Raw genomic sequence first — 18,330 nt, forward strand, 5'->3', positions numbered from 1 at the left:
CGGAGCCCGGCCCCGGACCCCGGCCCCGGACCCCGGCCCCGGCCCCGGACCCCGGAATCGAGTTACGCGGGCGGGCGGTTCCGGGCGGACCGGCGGGCCATCAGGCGGATCTTCCGTACCGTCGTGATCAGGCCGGTGATCAGTGTCCCGCCGTAGAGCCACCCCGCCTGGGTCGCGAGGGCGGTGAAGAGGCCCATCAGCCGGTCCCCGAGCCCGCTGCCGCTCTCGGCCACCGGAAGCAGCCCCACGGAGAAGGCGATCGGCACCACGATCGGCGCGGTCACCAGATCGATCCGGCGGATCCAGAGCGCGGTCAGTGCGCACACGGGGAGGAACAGGACGCCATACACCGTCAGCGAGGACCCGAACAGCAGGTCGTCGAGGCAGCCGAGCAGGAACATCAGCGTTCCGCAGAACAGTCCGCCGCCGAGCCCGGTGAGCCGCGGGTTGGGCATCCGCCGCCGGGCCTGGCCCAACGGCGGCCCGGAAGGCCGTACCACCCCGGGCGGACGCAGCGGCACCGCACCGCCCCGGACGCCCGCACCGCCCCGGCCCGCACCGCCCGGCGAACCGGATCTGCCGGGTCGCGCCGGGCGGCCGTTCGCCCCGCGGGCCGCCTGCGGGGGCAGGGGCGGGGTCGTGCCGCGTCGCGGTCCGTACTGCCGGGGGCGCGTCCTGTGTTGCTCCACTGGACCAACTTAGGTCGGTTAATGTGCCGAATCGCTCCTCAGACACGCCGTCGACGGGACCTTGGCCAAGCGTTCGATACGTCGCCGATGCGGGCGCGGGCACGCCGTAGACTGGTGGATCGGCCCAGGGACTGTTCCCGGGAGCCTCTCCTCAGGGGCCTGTCCGACAGACCCAGGCCCCGTCCTCTCACGCCAGCCCTCTCACTCCGGGAAGTCGCACCGTGTCGCTCACGATCGGAATCGTCGGTCTGCCGAATGTCGGCAAGTCGACCCTGTTCAACGCCCTGACCAAGAACGACGTGCTGGCGGCCAACTACCCGTTCGCCACGATCGAGCCGAACGTCGGCGTCGTGGGCGTCCCCGACCCGCGCCTGGCGAAGCTGGCCGAGATCTTCAAGTCGGAGCGGGTCCTGCCGGCCACGGTGGACTTCGTCGACATCGCCGGCATCGTGCGCGGCGCGAGCGAGGGTGAGGGCCTGGGCAACAAGTTCCTGGCGAACATCCGTGAGTCCGACGCGATCTGCCAGGTCATCCGCGCCTTCCAGGACGAGAACGTCGTACACGTCGACGGCAAGGTCTCGCCGAAGGACGACATCGAGACGATCAACACCGAGCTGATCCTCGCCGACCTCCAGACCATCGAGAAGGTCCTGCCGCGCCTCCAGAAGGAATCGCGCATCAAGAAGGACGTCGCTCCGAAGGTGAAGGCCGTCGAGGAGGCCAAGGAGATCCTGGAGAAGGGCGACACCCTGTTCTCGCAGGGCATCGTCCAGGGCAGCGAGCGCGCGGAGCCCCTGCACGACCTGCACCTGCTGACGACGAAGCCCTTCCTCTACGTCTTCAACGTGGACGAGGACGAGCTGATGGACGACTCCTTCAAGAACGAGCAGCGCGCCCTTGTCGCCCCCGCCGAGGCGATCTTCCTCAACGCCAAGCTGGAGGCGGACCTCGCCGAGCTCGACGAGGAGGACGCCATGGAGCTCCTGGAGTCGGTCGGCGCCGAGGAGCCCGGCCTCGCCACCCTCGCCCGCGTCGGCTTCAACACCCTCGGCCTGCAGACCTACCTCACGGCCGGCCCCAAGGAATCCCGCGCCTGGACCATCAAGAAGGGCGCCACCGCCCCCGAGGCCGCCGGTGTCATCCACACCGACTTCCAGAAGGGCTTCATCAAGGCCGAGGTCATCTCCTTCGACGACCTGGTGGAGACGGGGTCGGTGGCCGAGGCCCGCGCCAAGGGGAAGGCGCGCATGGAGGGCAAGGACTATGTGATGCGGGACGGGGATGTCGTGGAGTTCCGCTTCAACGTGTAGCGGGTGAGGTACCACCACGTCGCTGATCTCGCAAACAGCAGGTCAATAGGGGTCTGGCCCTTCAGGGTCAGGCCCCTGATTTTTACCGCGCTGGATAGGTGCTGGATTTTCTGACCTCTCGTCACCTGTCATCACCCCTGCTCATCCCTACCGTGCTGGGTTCGTGCTGGGAGGAATGAGAGCGCCCGTGCTGGAGCGTGCGCTGTCCAGAACGTGGCGGTGGGAAGTGCACGGGCGAACGACCTCCCCACGCCTTCTTCGAGACTCCGAGGCCGAAGCGGATCTGCATCCGTCCGACATCCTCAATCACCTGGCAGAGGAGGGACGTCGGGTTTGCGGGAGCATAGTTCCGGATGAAGACATCGGCTCGTTCGACCAAGCGGTCCATGGTCTCCTTCGAGGCCGGATGCTTCTGAGTCACCGGTTTCGGGCCGCCCGACCTTGATCACTTGCGCCGTTCGTCGCCGACGGCTTCGATGCGGTGCAGCGCGTGCAGGGTCTCCGACTGGTGGGCGGCGGTATGCAGCGTCGGGTTGAAGACGGCGGCGGTCAGTGCCGAGTCGATGCCGACGGCGAAGGTTGCGGAAGATCTTCTTGGCGGCCACTGGCCGTTGACGGGCGCTCGGCCATCGCTCACACCTCCAGCACCAACCGCTCTCCTTCCGGTGCACGCGAGACGCAGGGCAGCATGGCGCCGGCCGCACGTTCGGTGGCCGTGAGCCGGCGGTCACGGTGATCGACTTGGCCCTGGGCCACCCGTATCCGGCAGGTGCCGCAGAACCCCTGGCGGCAGGAGAACGGCAGGTCCGGCAGGGCCTCGTGGAGAACATCCAGGGCGGAGCGGTCGTATGGCACTGGCAGAACCCGTCCGGTGTCGCCCAGTTGAAGTTCGAAGGGACGGCCGTCCGTGATCGGGGCCGGGGCGAAACGCTCGAAGTGCAGGGCTGACGCGCGGCTACCACCGAACGCGCGCCGAACGCCGTCGATCATGGGCGCGGGCCCGCAGCAGTACACCGCACCCGCCGCCGGGCTCAAGCTCAAGAGATCGGCTGCTTCGGGCGCGCCGGACTCGTCGTCAGGGCGGATGGAGACCCGGCCAGGGGCTGCGGCTGCGAGTTCGGCCAGCTCTGCCGCGAAGGGCATCGAGGCGCGGCTGCGGCCGGTGTGCACGAGCCTCCAGTCCAGCCCGCGTCGGGCGGCTTCCCGGGCCATCGGCAGGATGGGGGTGATTCCGATGCCGCCCGCGATGAGCAGGACGGATGCTTCGGCGGCGAAGGGGAAGGCGTTCCGGGGCCCGGTGATGGCGACCCGCATACCGTCTGCGAGGGCGTCGTGTACCTCGGCAGAACCGCCTTTGCCGTTGGCGATGCGACGCACCGCGATGCGGTACCGGTACCGGTCGGCAGGGTCGCCGCACAGGGAGTACTGGCGCTTGCGGCCGGAGGGCAGGTGCATTTCGATGTGGGCGCCGGGCTGCCAGGGCGGGAGTACGCCCCCGTCGGGTGCTGCCAGCCGCAGGGAGACGACATCCTCGGCCTCTTGGTGCTTGGTGGCGACCACCAGTTCCCGGATCACGGGCATCTCGGTGGCCGGCGGGCGCCTGGGAGGAGTGCTGCGCCGCGCGAGGCGTGTGACCGCGTTGTCGCTGAAAGCCGCCAGCTTCTGCATGAAGGAGTCGCTGCGCGGCCTGCCGTACAGGTCCGGCGGCCGGGTGACTGGTGTGCTGATGTCCATGGGATGCCTTGCCGGTTGCTGGGTCATTGGGCAGCAGCTCGGGCAGCGGGGGACGCCGCCAGGTAGGCGACCGCCTGCTGGGTCGAGCCCTCCTGGGTCGGGTGGTAGCCGGGGCGGAAGTAGCGCAGCACCGAGCGGGCGAACGCGCCCGGCAGGGGCAACAGGTCCTTGCGGGCCGCGGCCAGGTAGTCGCGGAAGCGGACCTTGACCCGGTCGTCGAGTTCGGGGTCGGCGCTCATCAGGAAGCGGACTCCGCGGATCCACAGCCGGGTCAGCACCGGAGCGGTGACGAGCATGCCGACCACTCGGCGCCGGTACCGGGGATCGAGGTGCACCAGCAGGTCGAACGCGACCGAACGGTGTTCGACCTCCTCCGCGCCGTGCCAGCGGAACAGATCGAGCATCGCGGGGTCCGCGCCGGCCTGGTCCAGGTGTCCGTTGCTGAGAATCCAGTGACCCATGTACGCGGTGAAGTGCTCGAAGGCCGCTATGAGGGCGAGCCGTTGGAGGAGGTGCGTGTGTGCGGCGGCCGGAGTCAGCTCCGGCCGGTCTCCGAGGACCCTGCGGAAGATCCATTCGGACTGCAGGGTGTACGGAGCCGGGTCCAGCCCCTTGGCGAGTAGGTGCTCCAGGACCTCCTGGTGCGCTTCGGCGTGCATCGCTTCCTGGCCGATGAAGCCGCGTACGTCCTCGCGCAGCCGGTCGTCGGTGATCAGTGGCAGTGCCTGCTCGAAGGTGCGGACGAACCAGCGTTCGAGTTCGGGGAGCATGAGGTGGAGTACATCGAAGGTGTGGGTCGCGAAGGGCTCACCGGGCAGCCAGTGCAGCGGGGTGGTGCTCCAGTCGAAGGTGACGTCCCGGGGTTGCAGTACCAGGTCGTGGTGGTCGATGGGCTCGGACGGACGCTCCCGGTGGGCATGTGCGGCTCGGAACATGACAGGTTCCTCCATCAGCGATGGGTGTGTGCGAAGGGGCGGTCAGGCAGTCGTCCAGTACTGCTGGTCTGTCAGATCGGGTGCGCGGTGTGGTCCGTATTGCGGTGGGAGCCCTCTTCGACGCGGTGGGCGAATTCCGCGATCCGGGACGCGACCTCCTCGGGGTGGCTGAGCTGTACCCAGTGCCCGGCGTCGATCGGGCGCCGTTGTATCCGGCGCGTCCAGTGCTCCACTCCGTACGACAGCACCGGGGTGACGCAGAAGTCGCGGGTGGGAATGATGAGTTGAACCGGGACGGTGGTCGGGCGGTCGCGGGGACGCAGCAGGCGGGGCACCATGTTGGCGCGGTACAGCGCGGTGCCGGACATGGCGTCGCGGGCCAGCGTCGGCGCGGGGTAGGGGGTGTGCCCGGGCACGCCTTGGGAGCCGGTGAGGAAGGCGCGCCAGCGGTGTCCCAGTGCTCTCCAGGTCAGGGCGGGCAGGAGCGGAAGATGGAAGTAGGCGATGTACCAGGACCGTGCGGCCTGCTGCAGCATCTTCGGCAGATCCGGATGCCGCGGCCGGAGGCGGGCACGGATCAGGTGGCCGACGTGGTCCAGGCAGGGTCCGGAGATGGAGGTGAACGAGGCGATCCGCCCGGCCAGGCGGGTGCCGGTTACCGACTCCCAGGAGTGGATCGATCCCCAGTCGTGTCCGACCAGGTGCACCGGGCGGTCGGGGCTCACGGCGTCGAGAACCGCCTCCAGGTCGGCTTCCAGGCGGGACATCCGGTAGGCGCGCAGACCCCTGGGCCGGTGGGAGGCACCGGCTCCCCGCACGTCGAAGGCGGTGACGTGGAAGCGGTCGGCCAGGCGCTCGGCGACCGGGTGCCACACGGCGCTGGTGTCCGGATAGCCGTGGACCAGCACCACCGGAGGAGACGTGGACGCTCCCCACTGGTAGGCGGCCAACTCCACGCCGTCGGCAGCGATCCGGCGGGCGGCCGGGCCGGTCATCGGCCACCACCGGCAGGGGACAGTTCGCCGTAGTTCAGCCCGCCGTGGAAGAAGCTGGGCAGCACCGGCCAGTGCCGCTTGAAGGGGGCCAGCTCCGAGGAGGGCAGAATCTGCAGCCAGCGCGGATCGCGCCGGCTGGGGTCGGCGAGGGTCTTCTCCTTGACCATGGAGTCGTACTGGTCGAGAGAGTCCTCCAGGGTGTTGGCGTTGGGCACCACCTCATGGCCGTAGAACGCTGCGTGGCGGCGCACCCCGGGGATGCGGGAGAGCTCGGGCTGCCAGTTGTCGGCCGAGATGCCGTTCTCGGAGGAGACCCACACGCCGTCGGGGGTGTTCAGCACCAGGGAGTGGTTGCCGTCCGTATGGCCGGGGGTCCACAGCAGGCTGACGCCGACACCGAGTTCGACATCGCCGTCGAAGGCGGTGACGCGCTCGTCCGGTACCCCGTCCATGCCTCCGTCGACGTACCAGGCCCACTGCATCGGATGCACCGATTCGAAGGTGCCCAGCTCCCTGCGGTGCACCAACAGCCGGGCGCGCGGGAACAGGGCTTCGCGGGGCGCCCGCTCGCCCGGAATCGTGCTGGTACTTCCCATGATCATGCGCACGTCCTGGACGTGCAGGTGGTCGAAGCTGACGAAGTCCACGTCCTCGGGTCGCAGACCGCAGGAGGGCAGGACGGTGTTCGGGTCCTGGTAGTAGCGGGCGAAGACGTGGTCGGTGAGAAAGTCCCCCGCCAGCCGCTTGAGCTGGGCGTAGAACGGTGCTTGAGCCGTTCCGGCGGCGACGGTCGGCTCCCACACCAGTGTTTTCGGCTCACCGTCGAAGCCGTCGAACTGCACGACGAGCATCCGGTTGACGATGCTCACGAACGGGTTGACGGCGAGCGCGGCGCCGTGGAAGCCGAACCGGGTCGGGTACGGGGCGGCGGCGATGTCGAAACTGCGCACGGCGTGGATGCGGCCCTGCTGGACGAACCGCTCACGGTAGGTGGCCGCGGCGCTGCGCACGGCGCACAGCCGGTCACCGCGGGGCCATACGTCGTGGACACCTTCGAATTCGGGGATGGGACGCGGAGCGGCGGCGTCCTGGGCCTTCTTCGCGCCGGGCGCCGGCTTGGGCGTGGTGGTCACGGGCTCATCCTTCGGGCAGGCGGGCGGTGCGAGTGCGCTGCTCGTAGGCCGCGCGGACCGACCGGTCGGACAGGGCGGCGAGCTGGTCGGGGACAAGGAGGTGATGCAGGGCGTCGCGGGCACGGCCCGGCAGCACTGCGGCCAACCGGGTCAGGGCGGCTACCTGGCGGGGAATGAAGACCTCGAACCGCGGGCGCAGCACGACATCGAGCACCGCGCCGGCCACCTGATCCGTCGTCAGGCGTCGGGTGGGGCCGGTCGCGGTGCCCACGGCCAGATCGGTGTCCACGACGCCGGGCATCACCAGGGACACGTGCACGCCGGTGCCGCGCAGTTCAGCGCGGACGGCTGTGCTGTAGCCGTGGACGGCGTGCTTCGTCGCCGCGTAGGTCGCCTCGCCGGCCGGGGCGACCTTGCTGGCGGCGGAGGCGATGTTGACCACGTGGCCGCGACCGCGTTTCCGCATCCGCGGGATCACGAGTTTCATCCCACGCAGTACGCCGTGGACGTTGACGTCGAATTGGCGCAGGGCGGCTTCCTCCGGTTCCTCCCCGAAGGGGCCCACCCACATGATTCCGGCGTTGTTGATCAGTACGTCGATCGGCCCCAGCCGGGTCTCGACGGTGCGCAGGAAGTCCTCGAAGGAATGTGTGTCGGTGACGTCGAGAGACAGCCCGAGCAGTCGGCCACCGGAACGTGCGCCGATGGCACCAGCCGTCTCCATGGCGAGCTCCGCGTCGAGATCACCGATCGCCACGGCGGCTCCGGCCGCGGCGAGCCGGGCTGCGACGGCACGCCCGATTCCGCGGCCCGCCCCGGTGACCGCGATCACTCGGCCGGTCAGCGGTTGCGTGCGGGGGAGCCTGTCGCGGTCTCTTCGGCTGAACGTGTACGGGTCTTTGGGCGGTGCTGCCACGGTCGAGCCCTTCCTTCCCTGCCCTGAACATGAGCGGAACGCTGAGCGGCAAGCGGCCCCCGCGCTTCTGACACGATGACGTGTCAGATGAACTGACAAGCTAGAGTGTCAGTTCGGAGCACACCTGTGTCAACACCTCTGCGAAGGGGAGAAATGACCGGCGCACAGACCGCAGGGCGGCGCTACGGCGGACGCGATGCGACGCAACGACAGCAGGAGCGCCGTACCCGCCTCATCCAGTCGGGCCTCGATCTGTTCGGCACGGCCGGATACGCCTCGGTCTCCGTCAAGCAGGTGTGCTCGCATGCCGGACTGACCGAGCGCTACTTCTACGAGTCGTTCCGCGACCGCGAAGACCTTCTCGCCGGGGTCTACAACGAGCTGATCACTACGATCAGTGCCGAAACCGCGCAGGCCGCAGCCGCCGCCGCACCCGATGTCGACGCCCAACTGCGCGCCGGCCTCGAGGTGTTCATCCGCACACTGGCCGGCGACGCCCGCAAGGCCCGCCTGGTGCTCATCGAGGTCGTAGGCGCCAGCCCCCGCCTCGAAGTACGGCGCCGTGAGGTCCTGCACGAATTCGCCGCCATGGTCGGCGCCGTCGTCGGACCGCTCCCTGGTCCGGAAACCTCCTCCAACCGGCTCACCATGACCACGATGAGCCTGGTCGGCGGAGTCAACGAACTCCTCGTGGACTGGACACTCGGCCACCAGAATGCCACCGTCGAAGAACTGATCGACCTGTGCCACACCCTGTACATCGCGGCCTACCGAGCCATCAGCGATCAGCCCTGATCACACAGGCCCGGATCCCCTCAGGAGCCTTGCGTACCGGACGGCAGCCCACGGCCCCCGTTCAACGGCCCGGCGCACTCGGCGGCCCTGTTCCGATCGGGCAGGCCGACGAGAAGCATTGCGCAATGAACGCAAGGTGCGGCGCACCTGCTGAATGTCGACTGCCGGACGGGTTGCATATCGATCATCCATCCGGAAGCGACGCCAGGCGATCGGGCTGAGCGGCCGCGAACCATGACGGGCCCGTCGTGTCGGGGGAGCTGCTGAACGGCGGGGGATCACCCGCCGCCTGCGCCACCCCCCGCTGGCGCACCTGCCCCGGGGTCCGGCCCGCGCGGGACCCGTCCTGCCGCGCTATCGCCGGGTGCCGACAAATGCCGAGGCTCGCTAAGTGCCGGTGTCTCTCGACCCCAGTCACTGTCCGTATTCGCGCGGTGGACGCATTCGGCAGAATCGAGTACCTGCGCCCCGCCAATGATCGTCGTCGCCGACATCGGGCTCCTGCCCGTCTCACCGGACGCCGCAGAGGGCTTTTACCGCCTGGTGGCTGCCGCGACGGCGTATCTGCATCTGAGGCGTTCGAGGTGCGCCGAGATCGGCCGCGTGTAACCGATCGCCATTGGGCTGCCCATGGTGCGGGAGGCCCGCTCGTGCCCGTCATCCTTTTGCCCATGCTCTCGAACGCCAGGCGGGCCTCTTCCGTGCTCCGTGCCATGGCGGCGGCGACGATCGCCTTCTCGCCCGGGAGGAGTCGGAAGAGGTACGGCTGCGTGACACCGACACGCTTCCCAATCGCCTCGGCAGAGGTGCCGTAGTAGCCCTTGAGCGCGAACTCGCGATCGCAGTGCGCGGATGGCGCTCTCACGTCTCTCCTGCCTGCTCATCCGGCGCGTGTCGCCATGCCGGCGGGCACCGGTCAGCTCAACCCGAAGCCGGCCGGTGACGCGGCGCGGGATCAGTTCTGTGCTTGAGCTTGCACATTGGAAACCGATCGGTTTACAGTGAGGGGCAAGGGGAAACTGATCGGTTTCCAGGCGAGTTCGGGAGTGCACGATGACGACAAATCGGCCAGTGGCCCTCGTGACGGGTGCCTCCTCCGGCATCGGCAAGGAAACCGCGCTCGCGCTGGTCGCGGCGGGGTTCGAGGTGGCCGGCACAGGCCGCGACACCTCACGCGTCACCCCGCTCCAGGGTGTGACGTTCCTCGACCTCGACGTGGTCAGTGACAAGTCGGTCACCACCGTGGTCCAGCAGGTGATCGACCGGTTCGGACGGATCGACGTCCTGGTCAACAATGCCGGTATCGGCTCGATCGGCGCGGCCGAGGAGACCTCCCTCGCGCAGGCCCAGAGCGTCTTCGACATCAACGTCTTCGGGGTCATGCGCATGGTGAAGGAGGTCCTGCCGCACATGCGCGCCCAGGGGCGCGGGCGCATCATCAACCTCTCCTCAGTGCAGGGCTTCATCCCCGCCCCCTACATGGCCGTCTACGGCGCGTCCAAGCACGCGATCGAGGGCTACTCCCAGTCCCTGGACCACGAGGTCCGAAAGTACGGCGTCCGCTCGCTGCTCGTCGAACCCGCCTACACCAACACCGGCTTCGAGGCCAACAGCGCCAAGCCCGACACCCCCCTGCAGACCTACGCCGACCAGCGGCACATCTTCGACCGTCTTATGACGGAAGCGATCAAGGACGGCGACGACCCCGCCGTCGTCGCCAAGGCGATCGTCACGGCCGCCACCGACACCAAGCCGAAACTGCGCTACGCCGCCGGCCCCATGGCCGGACGCGCACGCATGCTCCGCTTCGTTCCTGCCTGGGTCCTGGACAAGCAGGTCCGCACGATGAACAAGCTCACCGGCTGACACCCGCCACCCCACGCACCCCGTCGCGCCGCCGAAACCGGGAGAGACCCATGTCCGAGCCCCTGCACTCCGCCGCCGCTACCGTCGCGAGATGGCGCTCCGCCGAGGAGCGCGGTGACGTCGACGCCGCGGTCGCCTGCCTGAGCCGGGACGTCGTGCTCAGCTCGCCGCTCACCGAGCAGTTCCGCTTCGAGGGATCTGACCAGCTGCGTGACTTCCTGACCTCGGCGTTCACGGCGGTCAAGGACGTCCGTTACCACACCCAGACCGGCGAGGGCGACACCTACGCGCTGGTCTACCGGGCGCGGGTGGGGTCCCAGTCGTTCGAGGAGGTGCAGTTGCTGCGGCTCGACGACGAGGCACGGATCAAGGAGATCACGCTCTTCGGGCGTCCGATGCCGGCCCTCACCGCCCTGATGACGACTCTGGGGCCGGAGCTCGCCCGCCAACAGGGCCGCCGGGGCCTCGCCGCGCTCATGCGCGCCAGCACCATACCCATCCACGCGATGGTCACCTTCGGGGACCGCAACATGGTCGCGAAGACCCAGCCGGCAGCCCGGTAGACCTGAGAGCACCAGGTCCACCGGCCGTTTGCCGCCGTTCCCCTTCGAGGAGTTGGCGGCAGCCGCGGGCGATGTCCCCGGCGGACAGCTTCAGGTCGCAGGAACGCACGAGGTACCTGCCGTCCAGGTGGGCTCCGGCTCGCCCTGACCACACGGGCGAAGCCGACTCCCGAGAGCGGCTGCTGGAGGCACCGTGCTCCACCGGCCACGGCAAAGTCCGGCCAATCCCCCCAGGCGCCGAGGTGATGCGGCAACTCGCCGCGTTTCCAGCAACTTGATCCAGCAGGAGACGCTCCCATGAAGCGACGTACGTTCCTTACGGCGACCACCGCGTCGCTGGCCGCCACCCCACTCGCCGTCCCCGCCTACGCCTCCGCGTCCCCCTCCGGCTCAACAGCCGGTCACTACGAGGTCGTTGCCCGCTTCTGGGGCGCGATGCCGACGGGTGTCACCGTCTCGCGCCGCGGCCGGGTGTTCGTCAACTTTCCCCGCTGGGGCGACGACGTCCCGTTCACCGTCGCCGAACTGCGCGGCGGGAAGCCGGTGGCCTACCCCGACGCCGAGGTGAACCTTCAGGACGCCTCCGACCTGGCCGGGCACTTCCAGTCGGTGCAGAGCGTCGTCGTCGACCCGGCCGACCGGCTGTGGATCCTCGACACCGGAAGCCCGCTGTTCGCCGGGTCCTCCTACGGCGGTCCCAAGCTCGTGGCGGTCGACCTGCGCACCGACCGGATCGTACGGAAGATCCTCTTCCCGCTCGAGGTGGTGCCGGCGAACAGCTACCCCAACGACGTGCGCTTCGACCTGCGGCGCGGCGCCGAAGGCACGGCGTTCATCACCGACTCGGGCGGCTCCAACGGCATCATCGTGGTCGACCTCGCCACGGGCCGCTCCTGGCGGCGACTGACCGGGCATCCCTCGGCGCTCCCGGACGCGCAGTTCCTTCCGGTCATCGAGGGCGAGCCCTTCATGGTCCGCCCCGCGGGCGGCGAGCCCACGTACTACGAGACCGGCTCCGACGGCATCGCCCTCAGCGCCGACGGCACGCGCCTCTACTACTGCCCGCTGTCCAGCCGCCGCCTGCACAGCGTGTCCACCGACGCCCTCGCCGACCCGGACGCCACGGACGCCGAGGTGGCGGCGACGGTCGAGGACCTCGGGTTCAAGCCGATGGCCGACGGCCTGGAAAGCGACGACAAGGGGCGGCTCTACGGCGGCGACCTGGAACACAACGCGATCTGGCGCAGGAGCCCGAACGGCACCTACCGCACCCTCGCCCAGGGACGCGATCTGCTCTGGGTCGACACCCTGTCCGTCGCCTCGGACCGGCACCTGTACGCCATCGCCAACCAGCTCAACCGGCTGTCGCCGTTCCACGAGGGCAAGGATCTGCGCCGCAAGCCCTATCTCCTGGTCCGCCTGCCGATCGACGCCGGGCCGGTCAGGCTCATGTGAACGACCGTCAGTAGATCGACGTCCGCCGCCTGTCCCACCCCTTGGCGACGACATCCGGTCCGGGTTCGGTCGCCGCTTTGCGGACACGGGCAGGCTCCTCGGCTTGAAATGTGGAAACCGATCGGTTTACGATGGCCGTGAAACCGACCGGTTTCATCGCCACGGAGTCCGGGCGGGGCACTGAATCCGTACCTCCGGTTCCCCGTCGCGGCGGTGTGTGCCGAGATCGAACGTTCCGAGGGTCGCCGCTCCGCAGCGAAGCTGTCCGGCCGTCTCCGGATGCGAGTGGGTTGACCGAGACCGGAGTAATGAGCCATGAGTGGGATTCCCCCCTTCCGCGTACTGCGCGCCAAACCCCTGTGGATCGCCAACGGCGTGATCACGGGCGTCCTCGCGCTGCTGTTCACCGTGTTCTACGTCGGCGCCAACATCGATCCCGTGGACCACATGAAGAATCTGCCCGTCGGTCTGGTCAACGCCGACAAGGGCGCTGCTGTCGGTGGCAAGCAGGTGAACCTGGGGGCACAGATCTCCGAGTCGATCACGAAGTCCACCGTGAGCGGAAACAAGATCGACTGGAAGGTGATGGACGAGAAGGAGATGAAGGAGGAACTCGGCAAGGGCAAGCTGTTCGGCGCGCTCGTCGTTCCCGCCGACTTCACCTCCGCCACCACCGCACTCACCGGCACCGCGACCGCCGGGGCCCCGACCCGTCCGACGCTGACGGTGCTGACCAACCAGTCCGCCGGCAGCGTGGGATCCAGCCTGGCCCGTACGGCAACAACGCAGGCGGCCGAGAACGCCTCGCTCCAGGTGGGCAAGGAGCTCACGTCCCAGGGCGGGACCGGGCAGGCGAAGCTGCCCGCCGCGGCACGCCTCCTCCTGGCCGACCCGGCCGCCATCACGGTCAAGGACGGCCATCCCCTCGACTCACACAGCGGCCTGGGCCTGACGGCGTTCTACTACGCGCTGGTCCTGGTGGTCTGCGGCATGCTCTCCGCCAACGTCATCAGCGGCCAGGTGGACCACGCCCTCGGCTACACCCACAACGACATGGGCCCGCTGCGCCTGCACCGCCCGCTGATCCGGGCCACCCGAGCGCAGACCCTCGCCATCAGCAGCACCCTCATGGTCGGCCTGTCCCTGCTGATGGGCACGCTGGTCATGGCGGGCGCGGTCGGCCTCATGGGCATGGACGCCTCCCACCTGCCGCTGCTGTGGTTGTACTCGGTGTGCGCCATCGCGGTCTCCGGGATCGGTGCGCTCACCCTCCTCGCCGTGTTCGGCACGCCCGGCATGCTGGTGGTCACACTGGTCTTCATCGGGATGGCGGTGCCGACGGCCAACGCCACCACGCCGATTCAGGCACTGCCCGGCTTCTACCGCTTCCTGGCGGAGTTCGAGCCGCTGCGGCAGATCACCGGCGGCATCCGCTCGATCCTCTACTACGACGCCCAGGCCGACGCCGGCCTGACCCGGGGCTGGATCATGATGGCCGTCGGCCTCGCGGCAGCCGTCCTCTTCGGCTTCGGCATGACCAGCTGGTACGACCACAAGGGGCTGCACCGCATCCCCGCCGGGACGGAGCCCGAGAAGACCGCCGCCCCGGCGTAGCGGAAGGCGGCTCACCCAAGAGAGGCGCGTGCACCATCAGGGCTCGGCAGCGGTCTCGCCCCAGCCGTCACCGAGCCTCTGAGGGGCCATCAGGCGTCCGCCCGGCGGCGGGCGTCTCCCCGACACCCTTGGAAACCGATCGGTTTCTATTTCGTCCGATTCGAGTTAACCTCGCGATATGACTACCGAAGTGAAGCAAAGCCCCCGGGAGCGGCTGCTGGAGGCAGCAGCCACGCTCACCTACCGCGACGGCGTCGGCATCGGCGTCGAGGCGCTGTGCAAGGCGGCGGGGGTGTCGAAGCGCTCCATGTACCAGCTGTTCGAGAGCAAGGATGAACTGCTGGCGGCGAGCCTGAAGGAGCGTGCCGCTGCCTTCGTGGCGAGGGCCCTGCCACCGGCAGATGATGGCCGTTCCCCACGCGAGCGGATCCTGTACGTCTTCGAGCGGGTGCAGTCGCAGGCGGGTGCGCCCGACTTCCAAGGCTGCCGGTACCTGGCTGTGCAGATCGAGCTCAAGGATCAGACCCACCCCGCGAGCCGGGTGGCACACCAGATCAAAGCCAACCTGACGGCCTTTTTCCGTTCCGAGGCCGAACGGGGTGGGGCGAGCAACCCCGACCTGCTGGCCCGGCAGCTCATCCTGGTCTTCGACGGAGCCAGCGCCCGCGCGGGGATCGGCGCCGACAATCTGACCGGGCTCGTCGCGCCCACTGTGACCACCCTGCTCGATGCGGCAGACATGCAGTGATCCACCCGTCTTCGGGCCGGATCTGCGACCGAAGCGCTCCTTCGGGTTGATGCCCGTCTCCGGCAGCCAGAGCAGCGCCTATGGCCTCACGCCCCTGTATGCCGACAATCGGAGAGGAGCTCGATGGCCGTAAGAGTGTTTGCCGAGCATGCCGCAAGCAGAGAAACTTGCGGTCTCGTGGACATCGGCACCCGGCGACAGGTGCACGGTTTCCCACAGTCTCATCCAGCCGGCCCGGACGAGCTCGCCCGTCTGGTCATCGCCCTTTGCCTCAGCGGCCGCGACGACGGCGTATCCCTGCATCTGCATCAGGAGCGTTTCGGGGAGCGCCGAGATCAGCTGCGCGTACGCGTCCTCCATGGCGCCCAGGGCCTGCTCGCTGCCCTCCACCCCGTCGGCCGGGCCGCTCGAAAGCCAGGCGGGTGTCTTCCATGCTCCGCACCAAAGCAGCGACGAAGATTGCCTTCTTGTCCGGGAACAGCCGGAAGAGGTACGGCTGCGTGAGCCGACGCGTTTGGCGATCGCCTCGGTGGAGGTGCCGTAGTAGCGCTTGAGCGCGAACTCGGCGATCGCTGCGCGGGTGACGCGCAGGGCTCTTGTGGCGGCCGACCGCCATGAGCCGGGCTCCTGTCTGCCGCGCGTCACAAACAGCGCTGCGCCCCACCTTGGGCGAGACGCCGCAGCCGCCGCCGCGCAGCCCGATCGGCCTCGGCGTCCAGACGGCGCCACTCCTCACGTCACCCCGCTGACCTCCGCCTGACGCCCAGGCAGGCCACGTCGATCACTGTCGGTGGGCTCACGGCTTCACCGGCCTGCGGCGGGCGAGTACGGACGTCGCCGATGGACACGCGGCCGGCCAGTCCCTGAAGCCTGGGCGCCGCCCGACTCCACTTCGACCCGGCGTGCCGCAGTCACCCGGTGCTCAACCCGACTTGCATGACAAAACCGATCGGTTTACGGTGATGAAACCGATCGGTTTTCATCTTCGTGGAGGCAGTCATGACAGCAATCAAGGGCGCCAACGTCTTCGTCACCGGAGGCAGCCGCGGCATCGGCAAGGTGCTGGTCGAGGAGCTCTACGCACGCGGTGCCGGCAAGGTCTACGCCACGGCCCGTGACCCGCGCACGGTGACGCACCCCGGTGCCGTTCCGCTGGCGCTCGAGGTCACGGACCCCGCGTCCGTGGCGGCGGCCGCCGAGCAGGCCCAGGACGTCACCATCCTGATCAACAACGCCGGCGCCTCCGTCCGCGCCTCGTACCTCAACTCCCCGATGGAGGACGTGCGCAGGGATCTGGAGACCAACTTCTACGGGCCGCTGCTGATCACCCGGGCCTTCGCGCCGGTCATCGAACGCAACGGCGGGGGCCACATCCTCAACGTCCACTCCGCTCTGTCCTGGCTGGCCGACGGCACCCCATACGGCGCCTCCAAGGCCGCCCTGTGGTCGCAGACCAACTCCCTGCGCCTGGAGCTGCAGCCGCGCGGCATCGCGGTGACCGGGCTCCACATGGCCTATGTGGACACCGACATGACCTCGGGTGTCGACGCGCCCAAGGCCGACCCCCGCGACATCGCCGTGGCCGCGCTCGACGGCATCGAGACGGGAGCGCACGAGGTGCTGGCCGACGACACCACCCGCTGGGTCAAGTCGCAGCTGTCCGCCGACCTGGAAGCCATGTACGCCCAGCTGGCGAAGTAGTAGCACGCACCTACGCATTTACCGCACTTGGGCACTTCAAGGAGATCCGCGTGGTCTTCCGCCGCCTCCTGGTCGGGGCCTCCGGCAACAACCCGCTCGGCAGGGAGCCCCGCCCGGATACCCGACGGTTTGGGCCTCCTGGACACCATGCCGGATTCGCCCGTCATCCCGGCCTGGCTGACGGAGGACGACATTCCGGCGTACGTCGAGGACTTCGCCCTGCACGGCGAGCCGGCGTTCATCGGAGCCTTCAACTGGTACCGGAACATCGAACTGCTCGCTTCCTTCGGGGGCGCGGGATCGACGTCCCTGCGCTGTACGTGGTGGGGTGGGGGAGCGCGACATGGTCACCGCCCTGCGTAGCCCGGGCGGGAGCAAGCCGCTGAGCGCCGTAGCGCAACTGCACGGCCCGGTGGTACTGCCGGGCTGCGGCGACTGGACACAACAGGAACGTCCCGCCGAGGTCAACGCCGCATTCTCGACTTCCTCGCTCGCATCGACGGCCCGGCACCACAATGACGCTCCGCAGAATCCGCCCGGCGGGCACCGTCCGGACAGAGCAGGGGCCGCGGCCCACGCGCACGTGGCCGCCAACCTTGACCGCTTCGCTTTCACCGACGGGTTCGCCATGTTCAAGAAGGGCTTCCAGCGGACCGCCGTAACCACGCAGGGCACTGCTTGCACCCCAAGCAGCCCATGACGGTCACCGACCGCCTCCCGGGCTTTCCGTACCGCTGATTCACCCCAACCAGAAGAGGACGCACTGATGCCACAGCGCAAGCCCATCCTGATCACCGGTGCCGCCGGCGCGGTCGGTGGTGTGAGCCGCACGATGGTCGACATGCTGCTCGAACAAGGGCACCCGGTGCGCGCGTTCGTGCGCCAGGACGACGAACGCGCCGATGCGCTCCGCCAGACAGGAGCCGAGGTCTTCGTCGGCGACCTGCTCGACATCGCCGACGTGACCGCCGCGTTGAATGGCGTCCGGCGCATCTACTTCAGCATGAGCCTGTCGCCGTACTACACCGACGCCGTCGGCCTGATGGCCGCGGCGGCGAGGGCTCAGGGCGACATCGAGGTCTTCGTCAACATCTCCGAGTACGAGCAGTCCTTCATGACGTTCGAGAGGATGACCGCGTCGGAGGAGGAACGGCGTGCCTGGCTCGGCGGGCTGATCACGCAGTGGTCGCCGCAGCAGCGGGCGCACTGGGTCGCCGAGCGGATGCTGGAGTGGTCCTGCCTGCCGACGGTGAACATCCGGGCGGCCATGTTCGTCGAGAACCCCCTGATGACCTGGCTGGCCCTGGGTCCGCTGAGCGAGGGTGAACTGCGCCTGCCCTTCGGCCCTCACCGGCTCGCGCCCATCGCGGGTTACGACGTGGCGGAACTGTGCGTGAAGATCCTGGCCGACCCGGAACCGCACATCTCGAAGTCCTACGAGCTCAACGGCCCGGAGCTGAAGGACATGCACGGCTTCGCGGAGGACTTCTCGGCCGTGCTGGGACGCCCGGTCACCTACGTCCCCGTAGAGGTCGAGACCTGGAACGAGACCTACATCGACAGCGCCGACGCGCTGGCCGCGGTCCCGCACACCGTCGAGCACCTGAAGACCCTGACCCGGCTGATGGGCTGCGGAGCCTACCGCGGCGTCACCGACCAGCTGGAAACCCTCCTCGGACGCCCGCCGAAGACCGTCCGCTGGGCATTGCGGAACCACCCGCTCATCCAGAAGCTGGCATCCGCCTGAGCCGCTGAATGATCCGGGCCCCCTCTCGCTCCCGGATTCCACCCTTTTGTGCGATGGCTCAAGGCAGGAGCGACATGCTGTCGCTGGCTCATGTGCCTGATGCGGCCTGCGCGGAAGGCTCGCAGACTT

At 68.8% G+C, this 18,330-nt stretch carries 18 protein-coding genes and 2 pseudogenes; 12 read left to right on the forward strand and 8 right to left on the reverse strand.

The window, feature by feature from the left end:
• Positions 1 to 62: 62 nt before the first annotated feature.
• Positions 63 to 689: a DUF6542 domain-containing protein gene (locus ACIBK3_RS08300; protein ID WP_399363117.1), complete on the reverse strand. Its 627-nt coding sequence runs from the start codon at positions 687 to 689 to the stop codon at positions 63 to 65.
• A 221-nt stretch (positions 690 to 910) separates the two neighbouring features.
• Here ACIBK3_RS08300 and ychF point away from each other — a divergent pair, with 221 nt between their 5' ends.
• Positions 911 to 1,999, forward strand: a complete 1,089-nt coding sequence (gene ychF / locus ACIBK3_RS08305; RefSeq protein ID WP_399363120.1) for a redox-regulated ATPase YchF — start codon at positions 911 to 913, stop codon at positions 1,997 to 1,999.
• A 445-nt stretch (positions 2,000 to 2,444) separates the two neighbouring features.
• On the opposite strand, the gene ACIBK3_RS08310 is transcribed toward ychF, so the two are convergent.
• The 6 genes from ACIBK3_RS08310 to ACIBK3_RS08335 all read right to left on the reverse strand — a co-directional run bounded on the left by ACIBK3_RS08310 (position 2,445) and on the right by ACIBK3_RS08335 (position 7,712).
• Complete coding sequence (locus tag ACIBK3_RS08310; protein WP_399363122.1) at positions 2,445 to 2,636, reverse strand: hypothetical protein; 192 nt, start codon at positions 2,634 to 2,636, stop codon at positions 2,445 to 2,447.
• The gene (locus tag ACIBK3_RS08315) at positions 2,633 to 3,733 is read right to left on the reverse strand and encodes a PDR/VanB family oxidoreductase (RefSeq protein WP_399363123.1); all 1,101 of its coding nucleotides are present in this window, start codon (positions 3,731 to 3,733) and stop codon (positions 2,633 to 2,635) included. Before ACIBK3_RS08315 ends, ACIBK3_RS08310 begins: the two co-directional genes overlap by 4 nt.
• A 23-nt stretch (positions 3,734 to 3,756) precedes the next feature.
• Positions 3,757 to 4,668 (reverse strand): metal-dependent hydrolase, encoded by a 912-nt coding sequence (locus ACIBK3_RS08320; RefSeq protein WP_399363125.1) that lies wholly within the window; start codon positions 4,666 to 4,668, stop codon positions 3,757 to 3,759.
• A 71-nt stretch (positions 4,669 to 4,739) separates the two neighbouring features.
• Entirely contained in the window at positions 4,740 to 5,663 is a 924-nt protein-coding gene (locus ACIBK3_RS08325; protein WP_399363127.1) for an alpha/beta fold hydrolase, read from the reverse strand.
• A complete protein-coding gene (locus ACIBK3_RS08330) occupies positions 5,660 to 6,796 on the reverse strand; it encodes a hypothetical protein (protein ID WP_399363128.1) in 1,137 nt (378 codons plus the stop codon). Before ACIBK3_RS08330 ends, ACIBK3_RS08325 begins: the two co-directional genes overlap by 4 nt.
• A 4-nt stretch (positions 6,797 to 6,800) precedes the next feature.
• Positions 6,801 to 7,712, reverse strand: coding sequence for an SDR family oxidoreductase (locus ACIBK3_RS08335; RefSeq protein ID WP_399363130.1), 912 nt, complete (start codon positions 7,710 to 7,712; stop codon positions 6,801 to 6,803).
• A gap of 153 nt (positions 7,713 to 7,865) precedes the next feature.
• Here ACIBK3_RS08335 and ACIBK3_RS08340 point away from each other — a divergent pair, with 153 nt between their 5' ends.
• The 7 genes and pseudogenes from ACIBK3_RS08340 (at position 7,866) to ACIBK3_RS08370 (ending at position 14,753) form a co-directional block, all read left to right on the forward strand.
• The gene (locus tag ACIBK3_RS08340; protein WP_399363132.1) at positions 7,866 to 8,507 is read left to right on the forward strand and encodes a TetR/AcrR family transcriptional regulator; all 642 of its coding nucleotides are present in this window, start codon (positions 7,866 to 7,868) and stop codon (positions 8,505 to 8,507) included.
• A gap of 474 nt (positions 8,508 to 8,981) precedes the next feature.
• Positions 8,982 to 9,062 (forward strand): annotated as a pseudogene (locus ACIBK3_RS08345) (ATP-binding protein); the annotation flags it as partial.
• Positions 9,063 to 9,560: 498 nt separating this feature from the next.
• On the forward strand, positions 9,561 to 10,373 hold the full coding sequence (locus ACIBK3_RS08350; protein ID WP_399363134.1) for an oxidoreductase: 813 nt from the start codon (positions 9,561 to 9,563) through the stop codon (positions 10,371 to 10,373).
• Positions 10,374 to 10,423: 50 nt separating this feature from the next.
• Entirely contained in the window at positions 10,424 to 10,936 is a 513-nt protein-coding gene (locus ACIBK3_RS08355; RefSeq protein WP_399363136.1) for a nuclear transport factor 2 family protein, read from the forward strand.
• A 297-nt stretch (positions 10,937 to 11,233) separates the two neighbouring features.
• Positions 11,234 to 12,391: an L-dopachrome tautomerase-related protein gene (locus ACIBK3_RS08360; protein WP_399363138.1), complete on the forward strand. Its 1,158-nt coding sequence runs from the start codon at positions 11,234 to 11,236 to the stop codon at positions 12,389 to 12,391.
• 315 nt (positions 12,392 to 12,706) lie between these two features.
• On the forward strand, positions 12,707 to 14,005 hold the full coding sequence (locus ACIBK3_RS08365; RefSeq protein WP_399363140.1) for a DUF3533 domain-containing protein: 1,299 nt from the start codon (positions 12,707 to 12,709) through the stop codon (positions 14,003 to 14,005).
• Between the two features lie 178 nt (positions 14,006 to 14,183).
• Complete coding sequence (locus tag ACIBK3_RS08370) at positions 14,184 to 14,753, forward strand: TetR/AcrR family transcriptional regulator (protein WP_399363142.1); 570 nt, start codon at positions 14,184 to 14,186, stop codon at positions 14,751 to 14,753.
• An 86-nt stretch (positions 14,754 to 14,839) separates the two neighbouring features.
• On the opposite strand, the pseudogene ACIBK3_RS08375 reads toward ACIBK3_RS08370, so the two are convergent.
• A pseudogene (locus tag ACIBK3_RS08375) lies at positions 14,840 to 15,398 on the reverse strand (TetR/AcrR family transcriptional regulator).
• Between the two features lie 354 nt (positions 15,399 to 15,752).
• Here ACIBK3_RS08375 and ACIBK3_RS08380 point away from each other — a divergent pair.
• From ACIBK3_RS08380 to ACIBK3_RS08395, 4 genes are all read left to right on the forward strand, one after another.
• Positions 15,753 to 16,454, forward strand: coding sequence for an SDR family oxidoreductase (locus ACIBK3_RS08380; protein WP_399363144.1), 702 nt, complete (start codon positions 15,753 to 15,755; stop codon positions 16,452 to 16,454).
• A 147-nt stretch (positions 16,455 to 16,601) separates the two neighbouring features.
• Positions 16,602 to 16,817 (forward strand): hypothetical protein, encoded by a 216-nt coding sequence (locus ACIBK3_RS08385; RefSeq protein ID WP_399363146.1) that lies wholly within the window; start codon positions 16,602 to 16,604, stop codon positions 16,815 to 16,817.
• Positions 16,798 to 17,154 carry a hypothetical protein gene (locus ACIBK3_RS08390; RefSeq protein WP_399363148.1) on the forward strand — a complete coding sequence of 119 codons (357 nt, stop codon included), beginning with the start codon at positions 16,798 to 16,800 and terminating at the stop codon, positions 17,152 to 17,154. The genes ACIBK3_RS08385 and ACIBK3_RS08390 overlap by 20 nt, the downstream gene beginning before the upstream one ends.
• Positions 17,155 to 17,220: 66 nt before the next feature.
• Positions 17,221 to 18,201, forward strand: coding sequence for an NmrA family NAD(P)-binding protein (locus ACIBK3_RS08395; protein ID WP_399363150.1), 981 nt, complete (start codon positions 17,221 to 17,223; stop codon positions 18,199 to 18,201).
• The last annotated feature ends 129 nt before the right edge of the window (positions 18,202 to 18,330 follow it).

Source organism: Streptomyces sp. NPDC050287, from assembly GCF_044459385.1.
Classification (GTDB): Bacteria; Actinomycetota; Actinomycetes; order Streptomycetales; family Streptomycetaceae; genus Streptomyces.